This window comes from Sphingopyxis terrae subsp. terrae NBRC 15098, from assembly GCF_001610975.1.
In the GTDB taxonomy this organism is placed as follows: domain Bacteria; phylum Pseudomonadota; class Alphaproteobacteria; order Sphingomonadales; family Sphingomonadaceae; genus Sphingopyxis; species Sphingopyxis terrae_A.
Window position 1 is genome coordinate 561,865 of the sequence record NZ_CP013342.1, and the last position, 18,926, is coordinate 580,790.

The 18,926-nt window shown below is 65.2% G+C and carries 18 protein-coding genes; 9 read left to right on the forward strand and 9 right to left on the reverse strand.

From position 1 onward, the window contains the following. Window position 1 precedes the first annotated feature (1 nt). Together AOA14_RS02665 and ahcY are read right to left on the reverse strand one after the other, a co-directional pair. Window positions 2–3,079, reverse strand: a complete 3,078-nt coding sequence (locus tag AOA14_RS02665; protein ID WP_062900657.1) for a TonB-dependent receptor domain-containing protein — start codon at window positions 3,077–3,079, stop codon at window positions 2–4. Between the two features lie 158 nt (window positions 3,080–3,237). Next, window positions 3,238–4,674 carry an adenosylhomocysteinase gene (ahcY, locus tag AOA14_RS02670; RefSeq protein ID WP_409372288.1) on the reverse strand — a complete coding sequence of 479 codons (1,437 nt, stop codon included), beginning with the start codon at window positions 4,672–4,674 and terminating at the stop codon, window positions 3,238–3,240. Between the two features lie 432 nt (window positions 4,675–5,106). Between ahcY and AOA14_RS02675 the strand changes: the two genes are divergently transcribed. Beyond that, window positions 5,107–5,502, forward strand: a complete 396-nt coding sequence (locus tag AOA14_RS02675) for a hypothetical protein (protein WP_062900658.1) — start codon at window positions 5,107–5,109, stop codon at window positions 5,500–5,502. Between the two features lie 25 nt (window positions 5,503–5,527). Here AOA14_RS02675 and AOA14_RS02680 read toward each other — a convergent pair whose 3' ends face one another. Then, window positions 5,528–6,142, reverse strand: a complete 615-nt coding sequence (locus tag AOA14_RS02680; protein WP_082819795.1) for a YqgE/AlgH family protein — start codon at window positions 6,140–6,142, stop codon at window positions 5,528–5,530. A gap of 112 nt (window positions 6,143–6,254) precedes the next feature. Between AOA14_RS02680 and AOA14_RS02685 the strand changes: the two genes are divergently transcribed. From AOA14_RS02685 to AOA14_RS02695, 3 genes are all read left to right on the forward strand, one after another. Next, entirely contained in the window at window positions 6,255–6,737 is a 483-nt protein-coding gene (locus AOA14_RS02685; protein WP_003040485.1) for a peroxiredoxin, read from the forward strand. A gap of 85 nt (window positions 6,738–6,822) precedes the next feature. Continuing rightward, window positions 6,823–8,307 carry an AMP nucleosidase gene (locus tag AOA14_RS02690; RefSeq protein WP_003040488.1) on the forward strand — a complete coding sequence of 495 codons (1,485 nt, stop codon included), beginning with the start codon at window positions 6,823–6,825 and terminating at the stop codon, window positions 8,305–8,307. Further along, window positions 8,304–9,077: an SDR family NAD(P)-dependent oxidoreductase gene (locus AOA14_RS02695; RefSeq protein WP_062900659.1), complete on the forward strand. Its 774-nt coding sequence runs from the start codon at window positions 8,304–8,306 to the stop codon at window positions 9,075–9,077. Before AOA14_RS02690 ends, AOA14_RS02695 begins: the two co-directional genes overlap by 4 nt. 6 nt (window positions 9,078–9,083) lie before the next feature. On the opposite strand, the gene AOA14_RS02700 is transcribed toward AOA14_RS02695, so the two are convergent. Then, window positions 9,084–9,566: an SRPBCC family protein gene (locus AOA14_RS02700; RefSeq protein WP_062900660.1), complete on the reverse strand. Its 483-nt coding sequence runs from the start codon at window positions 9,564–9,566 to the stop codon at window positions 9,084–9,086. A 48-nt stretch (window positions 9,567–9,614) separates the two neighbouring features. Between AOA14_RS02700 and AOA14_RS02705 the strand changes: the two genes are divergently transcribed. Further along, window positions 9,615–9,941, forward strand: coding sequence for an ArsR/SmtB family transcription factor (locus AOA14_RS02705; protein WP_062900661.1), 327 nt, complete (start codon window positions 9,615–9,617; stop codon window positions 9,939–9,941). A gap of 46 nt (window positions 9,942–9,987) precedes the next feature. On the opposite strand, the gene AOA14_RS02710 is transcribed toward AOA14_RS02705, so the two are convergent. Next, complete coding sequence (locus tag AOA14_RS02710; protein ID WP_062900662.1) at window positions 9,988–11,094, reverse strand: fatty acid desaturase family protein; 1,107 nt, start codon at window positions 11,092–11,094, stop codon at window positions 9,988–9,990. 118 nt (window positions 11,095–11,212) lie between these two features. Between AOA14_RS02710 and AOA14_RS02715 the strand changes: the two genes are divergently transcribed. The 4 genes from AOA14_RS02715 (at window position 11,213) to AOA14_RS02730 (ending at window position 16,057) form a co-directional block, all read left to right on the forward strand. Next, window positions 11,213–12,382 carry a hypothetical protein gene (locus tag AOA14_RS02715; protein ID WP_062900663.1) on the forward strand — a complete coding sequence of 390 codons (1,170 nt, stop codon included), beginning with the start codon at window positions 11,213–11,215 and terminating at the stop codon, window positions 12,380–12,382. Between the two features lie 80 nt (window positions 12,383–12,462). Then, entirely contained in the window at window positions 12,463–13,899 is a 1,437-nt protein-coding gene (locus AOA14_RS02720) for a DUF1800 domain-containing protein (RefSeq protein ID WP_062900664.1), read from the forward strand. A gap of 3 nt (window positions 13,900–13,902) precedes the next feature. Continuing rightward, entirely contained in the window at window positions 13,903–15,036 is a 1,134-nt protein-coding gene (locus AOA14_RS02725) for a DUF1501 domain-containing protein (protein WP_062900665.1), read from the forward strand. Between the two features lie 94 nt (window positions 15,037–15,130). Next, a complete protein-coding gene (locus AOA14_RS02730; protein ID WP_082819796.1) occupies window positions 15,131–16,057 on the forward strand; it encodes a class II glutamine amidotransferase in 927 nt (308 codons plus the stop codon). 3 nt (window positions 16,058–16,060) lie between these two features. Here the strand turns inward: AOA14_RS02730 and AOA14_RS02735 are convergent, their stop codons facing one another. The 4 genes from AOA14_RS02735 to AOA14_RS02750 form a co-directional block, all read right to left on the reverse strand. Next, on the reverse strand, window positions 16,061–17,053 hold the full coding sequence (locus AOA14_RS02735; protein WP_062900667.1) for a cyclic nucleotide-binding domain-containing protein: 993 nt from the start codon (window positions 17,051–17,053) through the stop codon (window positions 16,061–16,063). After that, complete coding sequence (gene xth, locus AOA14_RS02740) at window positions 17,050–17,820, reverse strand: exodeoxyribonuclease III (protein WP_062900668.1); 771 nt, start codon at window positions 17,818–17,820, stop codon at window positions 17,050–17,052. The genes AOA14_RS02735 and xth overlap by 4 nt, the downstream gene beginning before the upstream one ends. Window positions 17,821–17,859: 39 nt before the next feature. Next, complete coding sequence (gene erpA / locus AOA14_RS02745) at window positions 17,860–18,201, reverse strand: iron-sulfur cluster insertion protein ErpA (RefSeq protein ID WP_040589381.1); 342 nt, start codon at window positions 18,199–18,201, stop codon at window positions 17,860–17,862. A 90-nt stretch (window positions 18,202–18,291) separates the two neighbouring features. Then, window positions 18,292–18,921: a M23 family metallopeptidase gene (locus AOA14_RS02750; protein WP_003040511.1), complete on the reverse strand. Its 630-nt coding sequence runs from the start codon at window positions 18,919–18,921 to the stop codon at window positions 18,292–18,294. Window positions 18,922–18,926 lie beyond the last annotated feature (5 nt).

Sequence of the window (18,926 nt, forward strand, 5' to 3'; positions counted from 1 at the left end):
GTCAGAATTTTGCCGTCGCCGATGCGCGGAAATAGCGTCCTAAAATGCCCGAATAATAGGTGATCGTGCCATTGGCCGCCGGCGCCGGGAACGGCGGTTTTGCGTCGAAGACATTGTCGACGATCAGGCGCAACGAAAACTGCTTCGACACGTCGACGCCGAGCGAGGCGTTGAACAGCCACCACGAGCCGACACCGCTATATTCCAGCGCGTTGGGCGCCGCGTCGGCGTTCCACACACTCTTGCCATAATATTGCGTTTGCCAGAGCAGATTTACCGGGCCGCGATCGACCGTGACATTCGCGGTGAACGAATGTTTGGGATTGCCGATTTCGCCGCGCGCGGTGTCGATATCGCCGGTTCCGACGCGCGTTTGGAGCTTGTCGAGATAGAAGTAATTGAGCGACAGGCCGAGCGCCGTGTCCGCCGCAATCTCGCGCCGATAGGCGATTTCGGCGGTCAGGCCGCGGAAGTCCATCGACGCCGCATTGGCATAGCCGGTGCGCACGAAAGTCACTTGCCCGCCCGGATCGCGGTCGATCTGGCCACAAACCGTCGCCGGATAGGCGACCGCATCATAGCAAGCGTCGAGCGTCTGGCCGGCACCGAGCAATATTATCGCATCGCGCAGCCGGATATCGACCCAGTCGGCGGTGATCGTCAGACCAGGCACGAAGCGCGGGCGGACAATCGCGCCGACGGTCCAGCTATCGGCGCGCTCGTTCTTGAGTGCGGCATTGCCCGAAACCGAGATCGGCGCCGTGAATCCGACGATGTTCGACGTGAAGGCATCGGGGTTCGCTATCCCCCCGGCAATGCAGTTTGCGCGCCGCTGCGCCGGGTTCGGTCCCGAATTGACGAAGCGGCGATCGCACGGATCATTGGCCGTTGCAAAGGCCAGCGACGTCGGGCTGAAGCTTTCGGTGATCGCGGGCGCGCGCACCGAGCGGGTGAAATTGCCGCGGATCGTCACATCGGCGACCGGCGACAATCGTCCGCCCGCGGTCCACGTCCAGTCGCCCCCCGCTGCCGAATGATCGATATAGCGCGCCGCGCCGTCGAGTTCGAACGCATTGACGAAGCTGTCCATCCCCGGCGTAACGACCGGAATCTTGAGCTCGCCGGAAAATTCATTCGTCGTGAAGCTGCCCCGCACCGGATCGATCGGGATGCTGCGGCCAAACGGCATCCGGAATCCGCCCCCGACATCCTCGCCATAATAATAGGCGCCGGGGTCGAAAGCGGTCTTCTCGTGCCGATGTTCATAGCCGAGCGAGGCGATGACATCGCCGCCGGGCAGCTGGAACAGCGGCCCGTTGACCGACGCGCTCAGCACGAACTGCGAATTGGTCGCGGTCGGATCGGCGATCGTCGTCACATAATCGAGCGCAGCCTGGCTGAAGCGGCCGACACCGAACAGGTCGAGCGGCGCGCAGGTGGCATTTAGCGTCGCGATGTTCGCGTTGCTGTATCCGGGGCGGCAGATGATATTGCCGTTGGCGGCACCGCCGCCGAACACGCCCTCATCGACGGCATCGACCGCGTTGAGGAAATTCTGCTGCACCAGCACGCGTTCACGCCCACGCGTTTTGGAATGGCCGTAGTTGGCCGAGACATCCCATTTGTAGATCCGGTCGCCGCCGCCGAGTTCGCCGTCGAGCCCGGTGACGAAGCGATAGAGTTCGACCGTCGTGTCGGCGCGGCCCGTCGTCAGGTCGGTATTGGCACGGGCCATCAGAAAGCTGTCGGGAGCCGTCGCAAAATCGGGATTGCCGTCGCCGTCGGCATCGATCGGAATCCCGCCGAGCAGACCATAGGCGGCCAGATTGTCACGGATTGTCGCCCGGTCGGCGTCGATCAGATAGGGATTGTCGAGGCTGAGCACCAGATTGCCGTTCGGCGACGTTCCCGGTCCGGCCAGCGCCGTGTTATACAGCGGCTGGGCCGCGATGTTCGTCCCTTTGCTGTGCGCATACCAGCCCTCGCCGAACCAGCGGACCGTGTCGCTCAGGTCGAAACTGCCGAGCGCGGTTGCGAGATAGCGGTCATTGTTCGTCGAGAGATTGCCATAATCTTTCGTCGCGAAGCCGTTGCCCCCCGAGCTTTCGAACAGGCTGCCCGTGCGCGTCCCGAAGTCGAGCGGGACGAGCCGGCCCGCGTCGTTGAACGTCAGGACATTGCCCGATGCATCGAAAATTCCGCCGAATTCGGGGATGCTGTCGAAGGCAAGCGGTACCCCGCTATTTGTAAAAACGTTGAGCCGCTGATCATAATAGAGCTGTTGCTGAAAGGGTGAGGCCGGATCGGCGGCGGTCGTGAAGAAGGGGCCGGCGGCGCTCGTCAGAAAGCGATCGCCCGTGGCGAGGCCGCGTGCGCGATTCCATTCGCCGCTCAGCGTGATATGGCCCCGCCCGTCAGCAAAATCGGCGCCCCAGATGACGCTGATGCGATAATCCGGCGCGTCGCCGCGCTGCGACACGCCCGCCTGGCCTTTTATTTCAAGCCCGTCGAAATCCCGCTTGAGGATGATGTTGACGGTGCCCGCAATCGCATCGGAGCCATAGATGGGTGCGCCGCCGACCGCGACCGTTTCGATGCGATCGACCAGCGTTTCGGGGATGACGTTAAGGTCAACCTGACTGCCCGGCCCCGCCGGCCCGAATACCGAGGCAGTATTGGACGACACGAAGCGCCGACCGTTCACCAGCGTCAACGTGCGCTGGCTGCCCAGCGAAAAGAAATCGACAAAGGTCTGCCCCGAACCGAACGGCCCCTCCTGCGCACCGACATTGCTGTTGCCGGGAACGCCGAAGGCGGCAATTTCCGACAGCGCCTGCGCGACATTGGTATAGCCGCGGCGGTCGATCTGGTCGGAGGTGGTGACAAGCGTCGGCTGGATCGTGTCCGCATCGGTGCGCGCAATGCGCGACCCGGTGACGATGATCTGTGTACTGCTGTCGGCGTCCGCCGACGCATCCGGCGCAACATCCTGCGCCGCAGCCGGCGCGGCGGCCGCCAGAATAGCCAGCGCGGACAGGCCGCCATAAAGCCCTGCTCGCATCGCGCGCACGGTAATCATTCCGGGAACTCCCTCGTTTAAGCGATGCCCCCCGGCTGCACCAAAATCTGAATCGAGCGAGCGTTGCCCCGAACCCCCAAAAGCAAAGGGCCACGCCCCCATCCGGTCTCCGGACGGCAGCGCGACCCTACAGTCTGCTTATGAAAAATTAGTAACGATCAGTAACGATAATGATCGGGCTTGAACGGTCCATCGACCGGCACGCCGATATAATCGGCCTGCTTCTGCGTCAGCGTCGACAGCTTCACCCCCAGCTTTTCGAGGTGCAGCGCTGCGACCTTTTCGTCGAGATGCTTGGGCAGGACATAGACGTCGTTCTTGTAATCGTCGGCCTTGGTAAACAGCTCGATCTGCGCGAGCGTCTGGTTGGTGAAGCTCGACGACATCACGAACGACGGGTGCCCGGTCGCACAGCCGAGGTTCACGAGGCGGCCCTTCGCCAGCACGATGATCTGCTTGCCATCGGGGAATTCGACGAGGTCGGTGCCCGGCTTCACTTCGGTCCACTTGTAATTGGCGAGCCCCGCGATCTGGATTTCGCTGTCGAAGTGGCCGATGTTGCAGACAATCGCCATCGGCTTCATCGCCGCCATATGGTCGGCGGTGATGACGTCGGCGTTGCCGGTCGCGGTGCAGAAGATGTCGGCGCGGGCGACCGCTTCGTCCATCGTGACGACTTCATAGCCTTCCATCGCCGCCTGCAGCGCGCAGATCGGGTCGATTTCGGTAACCAGCACGCGCGCGCCGCCGTTGCGGAGCGAGGCGGCCGAGCCCTTGCCGACGTCGCCAAAGCCCGCAACGCACGCAACCTTGCCGGCCAGCATGACGTCGGTCGCGCGGCGGATTGCATCGACCAGGCTTTCCTTGCAGCCATACAGGTTGTCGAACTTCGACTTGGTGACGCTGTCGTTCACGTTGATCGCCGGGAAGGGCAGCTTGCCTTCCTTGGCCAGCTGGTAAAGGCGGTGGACGCCGGTCGTCGTTTCTTCCGACACGCCCTTGATCGCGCGCACGCTCTTGGTGAGATAGCCCGGCTTGGCGGCAAGGAATTCCTTGAGCGCACGGACGAATTCGACTTCTTCGGCGTTGGTCGGTTCGAACAGCGGCTCGCCCGCTTCGACGCGCGCGCCCCACAGCGCAAACATCGTGGCGTCGCCGCCGTCATCGAGGATCATGTTCGCGGTCTGATCGTCGCCCCAGTCGAAGATCCGGCCGACATAATCCCAATATTCAGCAAGGCTTTCGCCCTTCACCGCGAACACCGGCGTGCCGCCGGCAGCAATCGCGGCAGCGGCATGATCCTGGGTCGAAAAGATGTTGCAAGTCGCCCAGCGCACGTCGGCGCCCAGCGCGATCAGCGTTTCGATCAGCACCGCGGTCTGGATCGTCATGTGCAGCGATCCGGTGATGCGCGCGCCCTTCAGCGGCTGCGCCGCGCCATATTCGGCGCGCAGCGCCATCAGGCCGGGCATTTCGGTTTCGGCGATCGCGATTTCCTTGCGGCCGAAGTCGGCGAGGCCGATGTCGGCAATCACATAGTCGGCGGCGCCGTCCTTGGTCTTCGCCGCCGCGATTGCGGCATTGGCGGCGGTAATGGTGGCATTGGCTGCGGTGGTGGCCACGGGGGAGTCTCCATATTGGCGAGTACGGCCGCAGGCGAGCGGCCCCGAATTGTCGAGCAATTATGTTGCGCGCCCTAACCGAAAGCGCGTCGCCATTCAAATATAAACTTTTCTTTATATCTGCAAGGCGCGGGTCGCAGTCGGACGCGGCGCAGGCACGATTCGTCCGCCGCCAATCGCGAGGCAGCGCAAAATAAAATTCGGGCGCGCGCCAATGTTACAACCCGCGGGGCGCAATTGTGACACGGTCTTGCAACAGCCAACTTCCTAAGAAATTTGCCTTATAATGCGCCTTGCGCTCAGCATAGTCCGGCCATGTGACACCAATGTTACATAGCCGGCGATTCATTGACTTTCATCCCGACAAACGAGAAAATAGGTCAAAGTTTTCGGGGAGATACCTAGATGAAAAAAATTCTGCTCAGCCTGGCAGCCCTGGCCGTCGCGTCGCCGGCGATGGCTCAGTCGATCATCGTCACGGGCACCGAGGACAGCGCCTCGACGCCGCTGTCGGTTGCCTTTGAAGAATTGCAGGCGGGTGAAAACAAGGCGGCAGTGGCGAAGCTGACCGACGGCCGGGTCGATGCCCGCGATCCGTCGCGGCTGATCAATTTGGGCACCGCCTATGCCCGGCTTGGCCGCACCGCCGACGCCGCGACCGCCTATCGGTCGGCGATCGACAGCCCGATCCGCTACGACCTCGAGCTTGCGAACGGCGATTTCATGGATTCGCGCTGGGCCGCCCGCACCGCGCTCGCGCGGCTTGGCCAGGGGCGCCCGCTCCTCGCCCTGGCGCACTGACGCAGCGGATCGACGGGCGGCGATCCTACGCTTCGCCGCCCTCCACCGTCAGCAGGCGCGCATCGATGCCGGCTTCGGCAAAGGCCGCCTGCCACCGCTGCGCCGGCGGCGTGTCGAACAGCAACGCGTCGCTGCCGGGCGTCAGATGCCAGGCGTGGCGTACCATTTCCTCTTCGAGCTGCCCCGGTGACCATCCGGCATAGCCGAGCGCGACGAGCCATTGCGACGGCCCGCGCCCCTCGCCGATGGCGCGCAATATGTCGTGCGAGCTCGATATCATCCAGCGCCCCGACACCTGCACCGCGCCCTCGCCCGCCCAGTCGCGACTGTGGAGCACGAAACCGCGCGACGGTTCGACCGGTCCGCCCAGAAAGACCGGTTGATCGAGCGGAGCGTCGTGCGCGATATCGAGCTGATCGAGCACCGCACCGACGGTCATGCCGTCGATCGGATCGTCGATGCCGATCCCCATCGCACCATCCTCGTCGTGGCTGATCATCGCGATGACGGAGTGATCGAAACGCGGATCGCCGATGCCGGGCAGGGCGAGCAGCAATTGGCCGGTGAACCAGGTCGGCGCCTTTTCCATCGCCCCATCATGGACTGCCGGGCGCGCACGGTCCAGCGTCTTTGCGGCCATATCGACGAACGGCGGGGTCCATTGTGCAATGCGAACGCTGCGCCGCTTGACTCGCGGCGGCGCACACCCAATGTCTCGCCCGCACAAGACCCCCCAACGAAAGGATGCCAGCATGACCATCACTACCGGAGACTCGCTGCCCGACACCAAGCTGGTGAAGGTCACCGAAGGAGGCCCCGAACAGGTTTCGGCCGCCGATTATTTCAAGGGCCGCAAGGTTGCGCTCTTTTCGGTTCCAGGCGCTTTTACGCCGACCTGTTCGGCCAAGCACCTGCCCGGCTTCGTCGAGAAGGCAGCCGAACTCAAGGCCAAGGGCATCGACGAAATCGTTTGCACCGCGGTCAATGACGCCTTCGTCATGGGCGCCTGGGCGAAGAATGCCGGCGCGACCGACAGCGTGACGATGCTTGCCGATGGCAATGGCGATTTCGCCGAAGCGGTGGGGCTGACCATGGATGGCAAGGCGTTCGGCATGGGCAAGCGCGGCCAGCGTTTCTCGATGGTCGTCAACGATGGCGTCGTCGAGCAGCTCAATGTCGAAGCCCCGGGCGAATTCAAGGTGTCGAGCGCCGACCATATGCTCGAACAGCTTTGAGCGGTTTGCGGATTGAAATGAGGGGCGGCGCGGCGCGGCGCCGCCCCCCTTTCCTTTTGTCATATTTTCGTGCAACAGCGTCGCGATGACATCAGAATCATCGAACGAAAATATCGCCGACCCCACCACCCTTGTCGAAGGGGTCATCGCCGAACTTCAGTCGCGTTTCCGAACGTCGGTCGGCAATCTCAAATCCGCCATCGCCGCCTTCGTCCGTGACGGCACCTTGCCGCCCGCCGACGCCGCCGCGACCGGCCTGTTTGACTATCCGGCGCTGCGCCTCGTCACCAATGGCGAGTTTCGCGAAGGCCAGGGCGGCCACAACCTCGCCTTCGGTCATTTCGAGCGGGCGGGCGAGTTCGTCACGACGGTAACGCGCCCCGATCTGTTCGAGGCTTATCTGCGCGAACAGCTGACCCTGCTCGTCCGCCACTATGAGGTGACGCTGGAGGTGACGCGCACCGGGCAGCAGATCCCCTTCCCCTATGTGCTCGATGCCAGCGACGGGTCGGACATGGGCCGCGTCACTCCGCTCGAACTCGCGCGCCATTTTCCCACCACTGAGCTCGCCGATATCGGCGACGAGCTGGCCGACGGCCTGTTCGGCTTCGACCCCGCGGCGGCGCAGCCGCTCGCGCTGTTCGACGCGCTGCGCACCGATTTCAGCCTCGCGCGCCTGCGCCACTATACCGGCACCGCGCCCGAGCATTTCCAGCGCTATATCCTTTTCACCAACTATCACCGCTATGTCGACGAATTCGTCGCCTGGGCGGGAGCGCAGGTCGGCAAGGGGCGCTACACCGCGCTCGCCGGCGCGGGCGGCCTCTATGTCGACGAGCCGGATATCAATGCCAGCGCGCTCGCGAGCGACAGCGCGTGGCGGCGGCACCAGATGCCCGCCTATCACCTGATTGCCGAGGGCGGCAGCGGCATCACGCTCGTCAACATCGGTGTTGGCCCCTCGAACGCGAAGACGATCTGCGATCACCTCGCGGTGCTGCGGCCCGAGGCGTGGATGATGATCGGCCACTGCGGCGGGCTGCGTCCCAGCCAGCGGATCGGCGACTATGTGCTCGCCCACGCTTATCTGCGCGACGACCATATCCTCGACAGCGTGCTGCCGCCCGAGATTCCGATCCCGCCGATCGCCGAGGTCCAGCAGGCGCTGGCGAGCGCCGCCGAAGCGGTGTCGGGAACCAGCGGCGCCGACCTCAAGAAACGGATGCGCACTGGCACCGTCGTCACCACCGACGATCGCAACTGGGAATTGCGTTTCACCGATTCCGCGCTGCGTTTCTCGCAGTCGCGCGCGATCGGCATCGACATGGAGTCGGCGACCATTGCGGCGCAGGGCTACCGCTTCCGCGTGCCTTACGGCACCTTGCTGTGCGTGTCCGACAAGCCGCTCCACGGCGAACTCAAGCTGCCCGGACAGGCCAACCGTTTCTATGAAGAAGCGATCGCCGCGCATCTCCAGATCGGCATCCGCACCTGCGAATTGATGCACGACGAGGGCGCCAAGCTGCACAGCCGCAAGCTGCGCGCGTTCAACGAGCCGCCGTTCCGGTGACACAGGCAGCCGCCCTCTCGCGCTCCGTCGCGGGCCGCGTCGCAATCGTGACCGGCGCGGCGAGCGGCATGGGGCGGGCGACCGCACTGCTGCTGGCGCGCGAGGGCGCGAAGGTGGCGGTCACCGACCTTGACCCTGCCGCATGCGAGGCGGTTGCCGCGGAAGCCGGCGACGGCGCGCGCGCTTTCGCGCTCGACGTATCTGACGGCGAGGCGATCAAGCGTGTCGTCGCCGACGTCGCGGCGCATTTTGGCGGGATCGACATCCTTATCAACAACGCCGGCGTGTCGAGCTTCTGCCCGCTCGATGCAGGCGACGATTATGACGCAATCTGGCACCGCGCGATCACGGTGATGCTGACCGCGCACCAGCGCATGGTGCGCGCGGCACTCCCATGGCTGCAGCAGAGCGACGCGCCGCGCATCGTCAACATTGCCTCGACCGAGGGACTGGGCGCGACACCCGGCGACACGCCCTATGTCGCGGCAAAGACGGGCGTGACCGGGCTGACGCGTGGGCTGGCGGTCGATCTGGGCAAGGATGGCATCACCGTCAACTGCATCTGCCCCGGCCCGATCCGCACCGCGATGACCGACAAGGTGCCCGACGCGGACAAGGCGATCTTCGCACGGCGGCGCACCGCGCTGCGCCGCTATGGCGAGCCCGAGGAGGTCGCGCATGTGACGCTGAGCCTCGTCCTGCCCGCGGCGAGCTATATCACCGGCGCGGTGATCCCGGTCGATGGCGGGCTGATGGCGCGCAACGCGTAGACGGTATCAGACATAGAAATCGGCGCGCAGGTTTACGCCGCGTTCGACCCAGAGTTTGAGCGCGCAGAGCATCTGCGTCCAGCCATGGCAATTGCCGTAGCTGCCGTCGAGCGCCGCCTGCGTTTCGCGCCAGCCGCCTTCGGCGATTTCGACCAGCGTGCGGCCGTCGTCGAGCGGCTTGAAGGTCATCGTCACGCGGGTGCGGTAAGCGGCATCTTCCATCGTCCCGCCCTCTACCCCCGGCGCCTGGCCTTCATAGGCTGCCCATTCCAGCACGATCTTCTCATCCTGCACCACCTCGATTACATGGACCGGAAAGGCACCGGGATAATCGTGGAAATCCCACGTCACCACCGCGCCCGTCTCGAGCCGCCCCTGCGCGCCGCCGGTGGTGAAATAGCGCGAAAGCTGCGCGGGATCGGCAACCGCCTCGAACACCTCATGCACCGACTTGGCGATGCGCGCCGCGACCCTGAATTTCAGTTCCATCCTCATTCTCCGCTTGAGTCGCATTTAATTATGTTATAAATTTATAACATGTCAATCCACGACGATTTCGACCGCATCTTCAAGGCGCTCGCGCACGGCGTGCGGCGGCAGATTCTGGACGATCTGAAGGATCAGCCGCTCACGACAGGGGCGCTGTGCGACCATTTCGCCGATCTCGACCGCTGCACGGTGATGCAGCATCTGAAGGTGCTGGAGGAGGCGGGGCTGGTCATCGCCGAACGTCGCGGCCGCGAACGCTGGAACCATCTGAACGCGATGCCGATCCAGGACATTCACGACCGCTGGATCGGCCCGCATGCCGCAGCGGCGGCCGCGCGGCTTGCGCGGTTCAAGCAGGCTGTCGAAACGCAGTAGAAGCGGTCGCCGCCGGCCTTCTTTCAAGGGCCGACGCGGCCGAAGGTCAGCCGGCTGTTCCCTTGGCCGAGCCTGCGACCAGATTCATCACCAGCTTCGGCAGGCTGCGGTAATTGGCGGCATGATATTGCGAATCGCCCGGCAGTGCCGCCTGCAGGCGGCGGTGCGCCTCGGGCAACGCGTGATAGGGAACGCCGGGCAGCAGATGATGCAGCGCGTGATAGCGCAGTCCCACCGGCGCCCACAGCTCGGGAAGCAGGCCGGGCGGCGGGACGTTGACGCTGTCGAGGAACTGCGCGGTTACGGTCAGCACCTCGCCGTCATTTTCCCACAGATGCGCAACGAGCGTGCGGATCTGGTTGAGCACGAGGCTGGCCGCCGCGATGGCGCCGAAGATCAGTAGCGCGCGTAGCGGCACCCAGCCGAACACGCCCCCCGCAATCAGCAGCGTCGACCAGGCCCAGGCCCCGCCTTCCTGCCATGCCCACTGGCGGCGGAAATCGCCTTCGGGCCGGCGGCGACGGAACATCGGGTTGATGATCATCCCCGAATAGCGCTCCATCACCACGCGGCGAAGCGGCGGGATGACGAACGACAGCGGGGTCAGCACCGCAAAGCGGAAAAGCAGCGCCAGCGGCGCAAAGGCGGCCGCGACGACGAACAGCGGCACCGTCCACGGCTTCATCAGCGCCAGCGGCAGATATTCGGGATCTTCGACCGTGCCATATTTGGTACGGTTATGGTGGAGGCTGTGGATGCCTTCGTAAAGGAAGGAAGGGATAAGCAGCGGGATGCCGACGAGCAGGTTCCACACCAGCCGGAAACCGGGGAGCGCATTTTTGCGGATATGCGTCAGTTCATGGATGAAGCTGCCCGCGCGGTAGAGTGCTACGACGGCGATGAGCGCCGCGGCGAGCATCCATGCGGTCGATGGTGCCAGGATCGCAGCCGCGACACCGGCATAGCCGATGAACGCCGAACCGAGGAAATCGACCCAATAGATGCGCGCGTTCGGATTGACGAGATCGCGCGTCAGCTCCGAGGCCGCGCGGATCATCGCCATATCGTCGGCAATCGCCGATTTGGGGGGCTTGGTGGCCGGGGCCGCGGGGGGAGTCGCGATCCGTTCGGCAGCGGGATTGGTCGTGATCATGCCGGCGTCTTCACCATGATTTCGTGGCAGCATGATGGCCGAATACGGGTCGCCAGCGCCACAGCTATGCCCTAATGCGTCGCCACAAATATAGGCATCGTCATTCAGGAAACCAGCCATGGCCGCACATTCGCAAGGTCCCGTCTCCATCCATCCCGTCAAGGACAAGGCGGACAAGCGCGAATTCGTCGAACTGGCCTTTCGGCTCAACCGCGGCGATCCCGCCTGGGTGCCGCCGCTGAAAAACGAAGCGTTCGACCTGTTGACGCCAGGCAAGAACCCCTGGTTCGAACATGGCAAGGCGCAGCTGTTCCTCGCACGCCGCGACGGCCGCACGGTGGGACGCATTTCGGCGCATGTCGACTTCCTCGCGCTCGAACAGCCGGCGAGCCAGGGCATGGGTCCGGGGACGGGCAATTGGGGGCTGCTGGAGGCCGAGGATGCCGAGGTCGCGCACGCATTGATCGTCAGCGCCGAAGACTGGCTGCGCGGCCAGGGAATGAACCGCGCGCTCGGCCCGCTGTCGATTTCGATCTGGGACGAACCCGGGCTGCTGGTCGAAGGCTTCGACACGCCGCCGACGATCATGCTCGGCCACAACAGCCCGCTCTATCAGGGGTGGATCGAGGCCGAGGGCTATCGCCCGGTCAAGAAGCTGTTCAACTATGCGGTCGACATCGTCGACGGCTTTCCGCCGCTGGTAAACCGCATCGTCGCGGCGGGCGAGAAGAACGAGCGCATCCGCATCCGCCGCGTCGACAAGCGCAAGTTCGATGCCGAGGCGCAGCTGATCATGGGCATTTTGAACGACGCCTGGTCGGACAATTGGGGTTTCGTTCCGCTGACCGACAGCGAAATCGCCTATGTCGGCAAGAAGCTGAAGGACATTGTTTTCGAGGATCTGATCCGCGTCGCCGAAGTCGACGGCGAGGCGGTCGCGTTCATGATCGTGCTGCCCGACATCAACGAACTCCTGATCGGGATGGACGGATCGCTGTTCCCCTTCAACTGGGCGCGGCTGCTTTGGTGGCTGCGCAAGCCCAAGAGCAAGCGGCTGCGCGTGCCATTGATGGGCGTGGTCAAGAAGTTGCAGAACAGCCGCATGGCGAGCACCCTCGCCTTCATGATGATCGAATATATCCGCCGCGACGGCGTCGCCAAATATGGCGCCGAGCAGGGCGATATCGGTTGGGTCCTCGACGACAATCAGGGGATGAACGCGGTCGCCGACGCCATCAACGCGACGGTCAACCGCGTGTATCAGCTTTACGACAAGCCGCTGTCCTGACGCGGCGGGCCGCCATTCTGCTGGCATGATTTTGCGACAAAGGGCGGGCAGCTTCGGGGTCTGAACCCGAAGGATGCGCAATGCCCAGCCTTTATCTTGCCGCCAACCGCTTCGGCCTCGGCCGCCGCTTCGACGATCCCGCGACCGACGATCCGCAGGCCTGGCTGCTGCGACAACTTGACGACTATGACCCGGTTCCCGCACCGATCGCCGCCTTGCCCGGCCGCGCCGCCATCGCCGCCGCCTATGTAGAATATCAGGACGACCGGCGAGCGATGCGCCGCAATGCGCCGGATGATGTCGCCCGGAAGGACGGCACAGGCGCGGCGATGGACCCCGAACTGCAACGCCTGTCGCGCTCCGCAATCCGCACCCATTATGTCGATGCGGCCGCCGCGCGGCTTGCCAATGCGGTCGCGACGCCAACGCCCTTCCCCGAACGGCTCGTCCACTTCTGGTCCAACCATTTCGCCGTGTCGGCCGACAAGCTGCCGGTGATCGGTTTTGCCGGCAATTACGAGTTCGAGGCGATCCGCCCGCACATAATGGGCAAATTTTCGGACCTGCTGATCGCGGCGGTGCGGCACCCCGCCATGCTGCTCTATCTCGATCAGGCGCAAAGTTTCGGGCCCGACAGTCCGGTTTCCGATCGCATCCGCGCGCGAGGCCGGCGGCAGGCGCTGGGGCTCAACGAAAATCTGGCGCGCGAGATCATGGAATTGCACACGCTGGGGGTGCGTACCGGCTATACGCAGGCCGACGTCACTGCCTTTGCGAAGGTGCTGACCGGGCTGACCGTCGCCGGGCTTGGCCGCGGCGCCGGGCAGCGGATGATGCCTGCGGGCGCGGCCGACGGCGACACCGTCTTTATCGCACCGCTGCACGAACCCGGCGCGCAGTCGATCATGGGCAAACGCTACGCGCAGGGTGGCGCGGACCAGGCCGAGGCGGTGCTGCTCGACCTTGCGCGGCATCCGGCGACCGCGCGGCACATCGCCACCAAACTGGCCCGGCATTTTTCCGGCGACACACCGGCCCCCGCGCTCGTCGCGCGGCTCGAGGCCGATTTCCTTCGGACCGGCGGCGACCTGACCTCGCTCTACGGCACGCTCGTCGCCGCGCCCGAGGCATGGGCGGCCGAACCCGCGATGTTCAAATCGCCGTGGGACTGGACCGTATCGGTGATGCGAAGCCTGAAACTGCCGGCGCTTGGCGACCGGCAGAATGTCCCGGCGCTGTTCACCCAGCTCGGCCAGCCGATCTGGCGCCCCGGATCGCCCGCCGGCTATGACGATCTGGTCGCGACCTGGGCCGGATCGGCGGCGATGATGCAGCGCGTCGAGCTCGCCAGCCGGATCGCCGGTCGCATCGGCGACCGCGTCGATGCCCGCCAGCTCGCGCCGCTGATCCTTGCCGACGCCTTGACGACGCAAACCGCGCAGGCGGTCGCCCGCGCCGACAGCCCCGGCCAGGCGCTCGCGCTGCTCTATGCCAGCCCGGCCTTTCTGCGGAGATAGACGATGACCCTCTCGCGCCGCCATATGCTCATTAGCGGACTGACCATTGCCGCCGCCGGAGCGGTCCCGCGCTTTGCCTATGCCGCCGCGGCGACGCCGCGCCGGCTGGTGTTCGTGATCCAGCGCGGCGCCGCCGACGGCCTTGCGATCGTCGCACCGACGGGTGATCCCGCCTATGCCGCGGCGCGCGGCGCGCTCGCCGAAGAGGCCGGCGGCGCGAGCCTCAACGGCCTGTTCACGCTGCACCCGGCGCTTGCCGCCGGCGCCGATCTCTATCGCGCCAAGCAGGCGCATTTCGCGCACGCCGTCGCCACCGCCTATCGCGACCGGTCGCATTTCGATGGTCAGAATGTGCTCGAAGGCGGCGGCTCGCGCCCGTATGAAAAGAGCGACGGCTGGGTCGGGCGACTGCTGACGCTGCTGCCCGCCGCCGAGCGCGAGGCGCTCGCTATCGCGCCGGCGGTGCCACTGGCGCTGCGCGGCAGCGCCCCCGTCGCCACCTACGCCCCTAGCCGCCTGCCGCAGGCCGACGCCGATCTGATCGCGCGGCTGTCGGCGCTCTATGCCGGCGACGCACTGTTGCACCCGCTGTGGGACAGCGCGGTCAAGACACAGGAGCTGGCGGGCGACATCGGCGGCAACAATGGCCGCAATGGTGCCGATCTCGGCAAGCTCGCGGCATCATTGATGCTTCCTGCCGACGGGGCGCGGGCGATGATGATCGAAACCGGCGGCTGGGACACGCACAGCGGTCAGCGCGGGCGGCTGACGGCCCAGCTTCGCGGGCTCGACCAGCTGGTCGGCGCGCTGCAGGTCGGGCTTGGCCCGGCGTGGAACGACACGCTGGTCGTGGTCGCGACCGAATTCGGGCGCACGGTTGCGGTCAACGGCACCGGCGGCACCGACCATGGCACCGGATCGGCGGCGATGTTCTTCGGCGGTGCGCTGGCGGGCGGGGGGCCGGTCGCGGGCGGAATGGTCTCGGCCGACTGGCCGGGGCTGAGCGTCGCGAACCGCCTCGACGGCCGCGACCTCAAACCGACGCGCAGCCTCGAAAGCGTGATCGGCGCCGCGATCGCGCATCACTATGCGCTTGATCCCGCGCGGGTGATGCGGACGCTCTATCCCGACGCCTGAGACTATGGTGCCATCGCGACGGACCCGGCTGACGGCCTTTCATAACGGACCGAATGGTGTAGGCTGAACGCGAAGCAGCGGGCGGGGACCGATCATGTGCCGTGCGATGATGTATCTGGGCGAACCGGTGCAGCTCGACGATCTGTTGTTCAAGCCCGACTCCAGCCTCGTCAATCAGGCCTATATGCCGCGCATGTTGCACATGCTGAATCTCGCCGGGTTCGGGATGATGGCGTGGGATTCGACCAGTTTCGTGCCCGATGTGCCGCACCGTTACCGATCCCCCTCGCTGCCAATTTTCGACGGCAATCTGAAATCGCTGGCGATCAAGACGCGCGCCGAATGTGTGATCGCACATGTCCGCGGGGTGGCCTATTCGACCAGCGTCAAGGTGAGCGAACAGAATACCCACCCCTTTCATTTTCCCGGCGCCGCGGTGGCGATGGCGCATAATGGCGACATCTATCGCATCGGCGATCTCAAGCGCACGCTGGCGGAGGCAATCGCGCCCGACTTGCTCGCGCAGATCTCGGGATCGACCGACAGCGAATGGGTCTATGCGCTGCTGCTATCGCAGCTGGCCGACTGGCGCGCCGAGCCCGCGCCCGATGAACTGGTGGCCGCGGTCCAGCGGACGGTGGATCTGGTCGAGGCGGCGCGGCGCCGGCACGGCATCGCCATTTCATCGAGCTGCAATCTCTTTCTGACCACCGGCCGCCAGATATTGGGGCTGCGCCACTGTTTCGATTTCGGCCATTACCGCACCGGATCGCCCGACCAGCTCCACGAAGCCAATATGAACTTCCTGTCGATGTGGTTCACCACCGGGCGCGACTACGGTTTGCACGATGGCGAGTGGCAAATGGTCGGCGGCGAAGAGGAACCGCGCGCGATCATCATCGCGTCCGAACCGCTTTCGTCGAACAGCGCGACATGGATGCCGGTGCCCGAATATGCGATGGTCCACGCGGTTATGGACGGAAAGCGGCCCGATTTCCGGGTGATCCCGCTGGAGCGCTAGCGCCTAAGCGGCGACGGAATGTCCGCGGCGCATCGCCACGATCCGGGCCTCGACCTGATCGAGCGTATCGAGCGCGGTCACGAGATCGGCGTTGACCGACATACCGAGCTCGCGCGCCAGGCTGTCGCCGGTCGCCAGCAGTTCGGAAAAGATCGCGTGATCGAAAGCCAGCAGCGTGGTCTGCTCGCTGCTACGCAGCACCCGGTCGTGCGGGCTGTCCAACAGCGCGGGGGCCAGCCCGACGAGCTGCCCCGGTCCGGTCACGGTGAGCTGGTAAATGCCCGCGCGATGCGGCAGCGCGCTGCGCACCGCGCCGCGCACGACAAGCCAGATGCACGCGGGATCGCCGCCCGGCGCGGCCAGATCGCGATCGGCGGCCACATCGACACGGCGACCGGCATTCCAGAAAGCGAGCCGCTGGGCCGCGCTCATCGCCGCGCAGCAGGGCAGCCGCGCCAGAAAGGCTTCGGCGGCGAAATCATCTTCGGCGACAGGCGGCAGCGCGCGCTGCGGGCGGGCGGCAAAACTGTCCGGCCAGCGCGCGAGGAGCGCGGCAATGTCGCCGGTCTTCCCTTGGATGCGCTGCGCGATCGCACGGCCGAGGGCCGCCTGCAATTGCAGCGATGCCGGCCGAAGCTGCGCCAGCGCGGCGCGAAATTGTTCGGCCGGCAGGTGCCAGGTCGCCACCGGCCCGCGCGCGATGCCCATCGCCGACCGCCGAAGATCGCGGCCGATCAGCGCCATGTCGCCGATCACCTCGCCCGGCCCGGCCTGGGCCAGCGTGGCGAGCCCGCCACCGGGCAGCCGTTTGCCGATTTCGACGCGGCCGTCCGCGATCAGATAGAGACCGTCGGCGCGCTCGTTCTGGATCAGGATCGCCTCGCCGTCGGCGAAGTGGCGCGGCGCAAAGGCGGTCGCAAGTTCGTCCCGTTCGGCGTCACCCAGTCCGGCGAAGAGCGGGACGTCCGCCAGTTGATCGGCGGACAGCGGCGTCATGCAAAGGTGGCCCAGGTTGGCGCGTGGTCGCTCGCCTTTTCGCGGCCGCGATACGCCTTGTCGACCTGCGCATCGATCAGGCGGTCGGCCATCGCGGGGCTTAGCAGCAGATGGTCGATGCGGAAACCATGGTCGCGCTGCCACCCGCCGGCCTGATAATCCCAGAAGGTCCAGACATGCCCGGCCGGATGGCGGCTGCGGATCGCATCGGTCCAGCCATCGCCGAGAATTCGGAACCACGCGTCGCGCGATTCGGGCTGCATGAGCGCATCGTCCGCCATGCCGCGCACGTCCCACACATCGTCATCGTGTGGGATGACATTATAGTCGCCTGCCAGGATCGCGGGAATTTCGCTTGCGAGCAGCGCCTTCGCGCGTTCGCGCAGCCGGGCCATCCAGCGCAGCTTGTAATCGAATTTGGGGCCGGGATGCGGATTGCCGTTGGGAAGATAGATCGCCCCGATGCGGACGCCGAAAACATCCGCCTCCAGATAACGTGACTGTTCGTCCTCGGCCTCGCCGGCGAGTCCGCGCTGCACTTCGACCGGATCGGTCCCCTTGGCGAGGATTGCGACGCCGTTGAAGCCTTTTTGCCCGTGATAGAGGAAGCCGTAGCCCGCCGCCTCGATCTCCTTGGTCGGCATCGTTTCGTCGCTCGATTTCAGTTCCTGCAGGCAGACGACATCGGGCTGCGTTTCATCGAGCCATTCGACAAGACGCGGCATCCGCGCCTTGATCCCGTTGATGTTGAAGGTGGCGACTTTCATCGCCCCGCTATGGCAGGAAGCGCGCCGCTTAGAAAGGCGTCAGATCGAGAAGCTGGAGCCGCAACCGCAGCCCGAGGCGGCGTTGGGATTTTCGACCTTGAACGAAGATCCGCCGAGCGAATCGACAAAATCGACGATGCAGCCGCGCAACAGATCGAGGCTGATCGAATCGACCACCAGCTTGACCCCGTCGGTTTCGGTGACGCGGTCATCGGCGTCGATGCTTTCAGCCAGACCGAAGCGATAGGTGAAGCCCGAACAGCCGCCGCCGTCGACTGCAAGGCGCAGTGCAGGTTCCACGCCGCCCTTGCGTTCGGCGATCCAGCGGACGCGCGCCGCAGCGGCGGGAGACAGGGTGATATCGTCGATCTGCGTGGCCATCCTGTGAAGATAGGATTGCTAGCCCCAAAAGAAAAGGGCGCCCCGGCCGCTGGCCTGGGGACGCCCCTCCTCTCCGACCCAGAGAAACTGTTACTCGGGACCGCCCATGGCCAGCTTGTCGCCGGTGAGCGCCGCGATCGTCATCGAATCCGACCGCACGAACGGCATCGGGTTGACCGGTTCGCCGTCGATGCGGACTTCGTAATGGAGATGGTTGCCGGTCGAGCGGCCGGTCGAACCGACATAGCCGATGACATCGCCCTTCTTCACCTGCTGCCCGGGCTGCACGACGAAGGACGACATATGGCCGTAGCGCGTCTCGATCGCGTTGCCATGTTCGATTTCGACATAATTGCCGTAGCCGCCGAGGCGCTGGGCGCGGCCGACAATGCCGTCGGCGGTGGCGTAGATGGGGGTGCCATAAGGCGCCGGAATGTCGACGCCATTGTGACGCGCGAGCTTGCCGGTAATCGGGTGGACGCGCATGCCATACGAAGACGAGAGCGACATCTGCTCGATCGGACGGCGCGACGGGATCGCGATGCCAATATTGGCCGTCAGCCCCGTGTCGAGACGCTTCCACGCCTGAAAAATCGCATAGGCTTCGCTGTCGTCGCGCTGCGTCGGTGCCCCCGGGACGCTGTCCTCATCGGGTTCGTCGGGGACGACGATGCCCGCGTCGCTGCTGCCTTCGACCGCATGTGCAGCCGGAACAGTCATGCCTG

What these genes read in the sequence shown, in the direction of transcription:
- AOA14_RS02665 (WP_062900657.1), bottom strand. Translation starts at nt 3,079, where the DNA reads ATGATTACCGTGCGCGCGATGCGAGCAGGGCTTTATGGCGGCCTGTCC.
- AOA14_RS02675 (WP_062900658.1), top strand. Translation starts at nt 5,107, where the DNA reads ATGAAAAAAATTCTGCTCAGCCTGGCAGCCCTGGCCGTCGCGTCGCCG.
- AOA14_RS02680 (WP_082819795.1), bottom strand. Translation starts at nt 6,142, where the DNA reads ATGGCCGCAAAGACGCTGGACCGTGCGCGCCCGGCAGTCCATGATGGG.
- AOA14_RS02685 (WP_003040485.1), top strand. Translation starts at nt 6,255, where the DNA reads ATGACCATCACTACCGGAGACTCGCTGCCCGACACCAAGCTGGTGAAG.
- AOA14_RS02690 (WP_003040488.1), top strand. Translation starts at nt 6,823, where the DNA reads ATGACATCAGAATCATCGAACGAAAATATCGCCGACCCCACCACCCTT.
- AOA14_RS02700 (WP_062900660.1), bottom strand. Translation starts at nt 9,566, where the DNA reads ATGGAACTGAAATTCAGGGTCGCGGCGCGCATCGCCAAGTCGGTGCAT.
- AOA14_RS02705 (WP_062900661.1), top strand. Translation starts at nt 9,615, where the DNA reads ATGTCAATCCACGACGATTTCGACCGCATCTTCAAGGCGCTCGCGCAC.
- AOA14_RS02710 (WP_062900662.1), bottom strand. Translation starts at nt 11,094, where the DNA reads ATGATCACGACCAATCCCGCTGCCGAACGGATCGCGACTCCCCCCGCG.
- AOA14_RS02715 (WP_062900663.1), top strand. Translation starts at nt 11,213, where the DNA reads ATGGCCGCACATTCGCAAGGTCCCGTCTCCATCCATCCCGTCAAGGAC.
- AOA14_RS02720 (WP_062900664.1), top strand. Translation starts at nt 12,463, where the DNA reads ATGCCCAGCCTTTATCTTGCCGCCAACCGCTTCGGCCTCGGCCGCCGC.
- AOA14_RS02725 (WP_062900665.1), top strand. Translation starts at nt 13,903, where the DNA reads ATGACCCTCTCGCGCCGCCATATGCTCATTAGCGGACTGACCATTGCC.
- AOA14_RS02730 (WP_082819796.1), top strand. Translation starts at nt 15,131, where the DNA reads ATGTGCCGTGCGATGATGTATCTGGGCGAACCGGTGCAGCTCGACGAT.
- AOA14_RS02735 (WP_062900667.1), bottom strand. Translation starts at nt 17,053, where the DNA reads ATGACGCCGCTGTCCGCCGATCAACTGGCGGACGTCCCGCTCTTCGCC.
- xth (WP_062900668.1), bottom strand. Translation starts at nt 17,820, where the DNA reads ATGAAAGTCGCCACCTTCAACATCAACGGGATCAAGGCGCGGATGCCG.
- erpA (WP_040589381.1), bottom strand. Translation starts at nt 18,201, where the DNA reads ATGGCCACGCAGATCGACGATATCACCCTGTCTCCCGCCGCTGCGGCG.
- AOA14_RS02750 (WP_003040511.1), bottom strand. Translation starts at nt 18,921, where the DNA reads ATGACTGTTCCGGCTGCACATGCGGTCGAAGGCAGCAGCGACGCGGGC.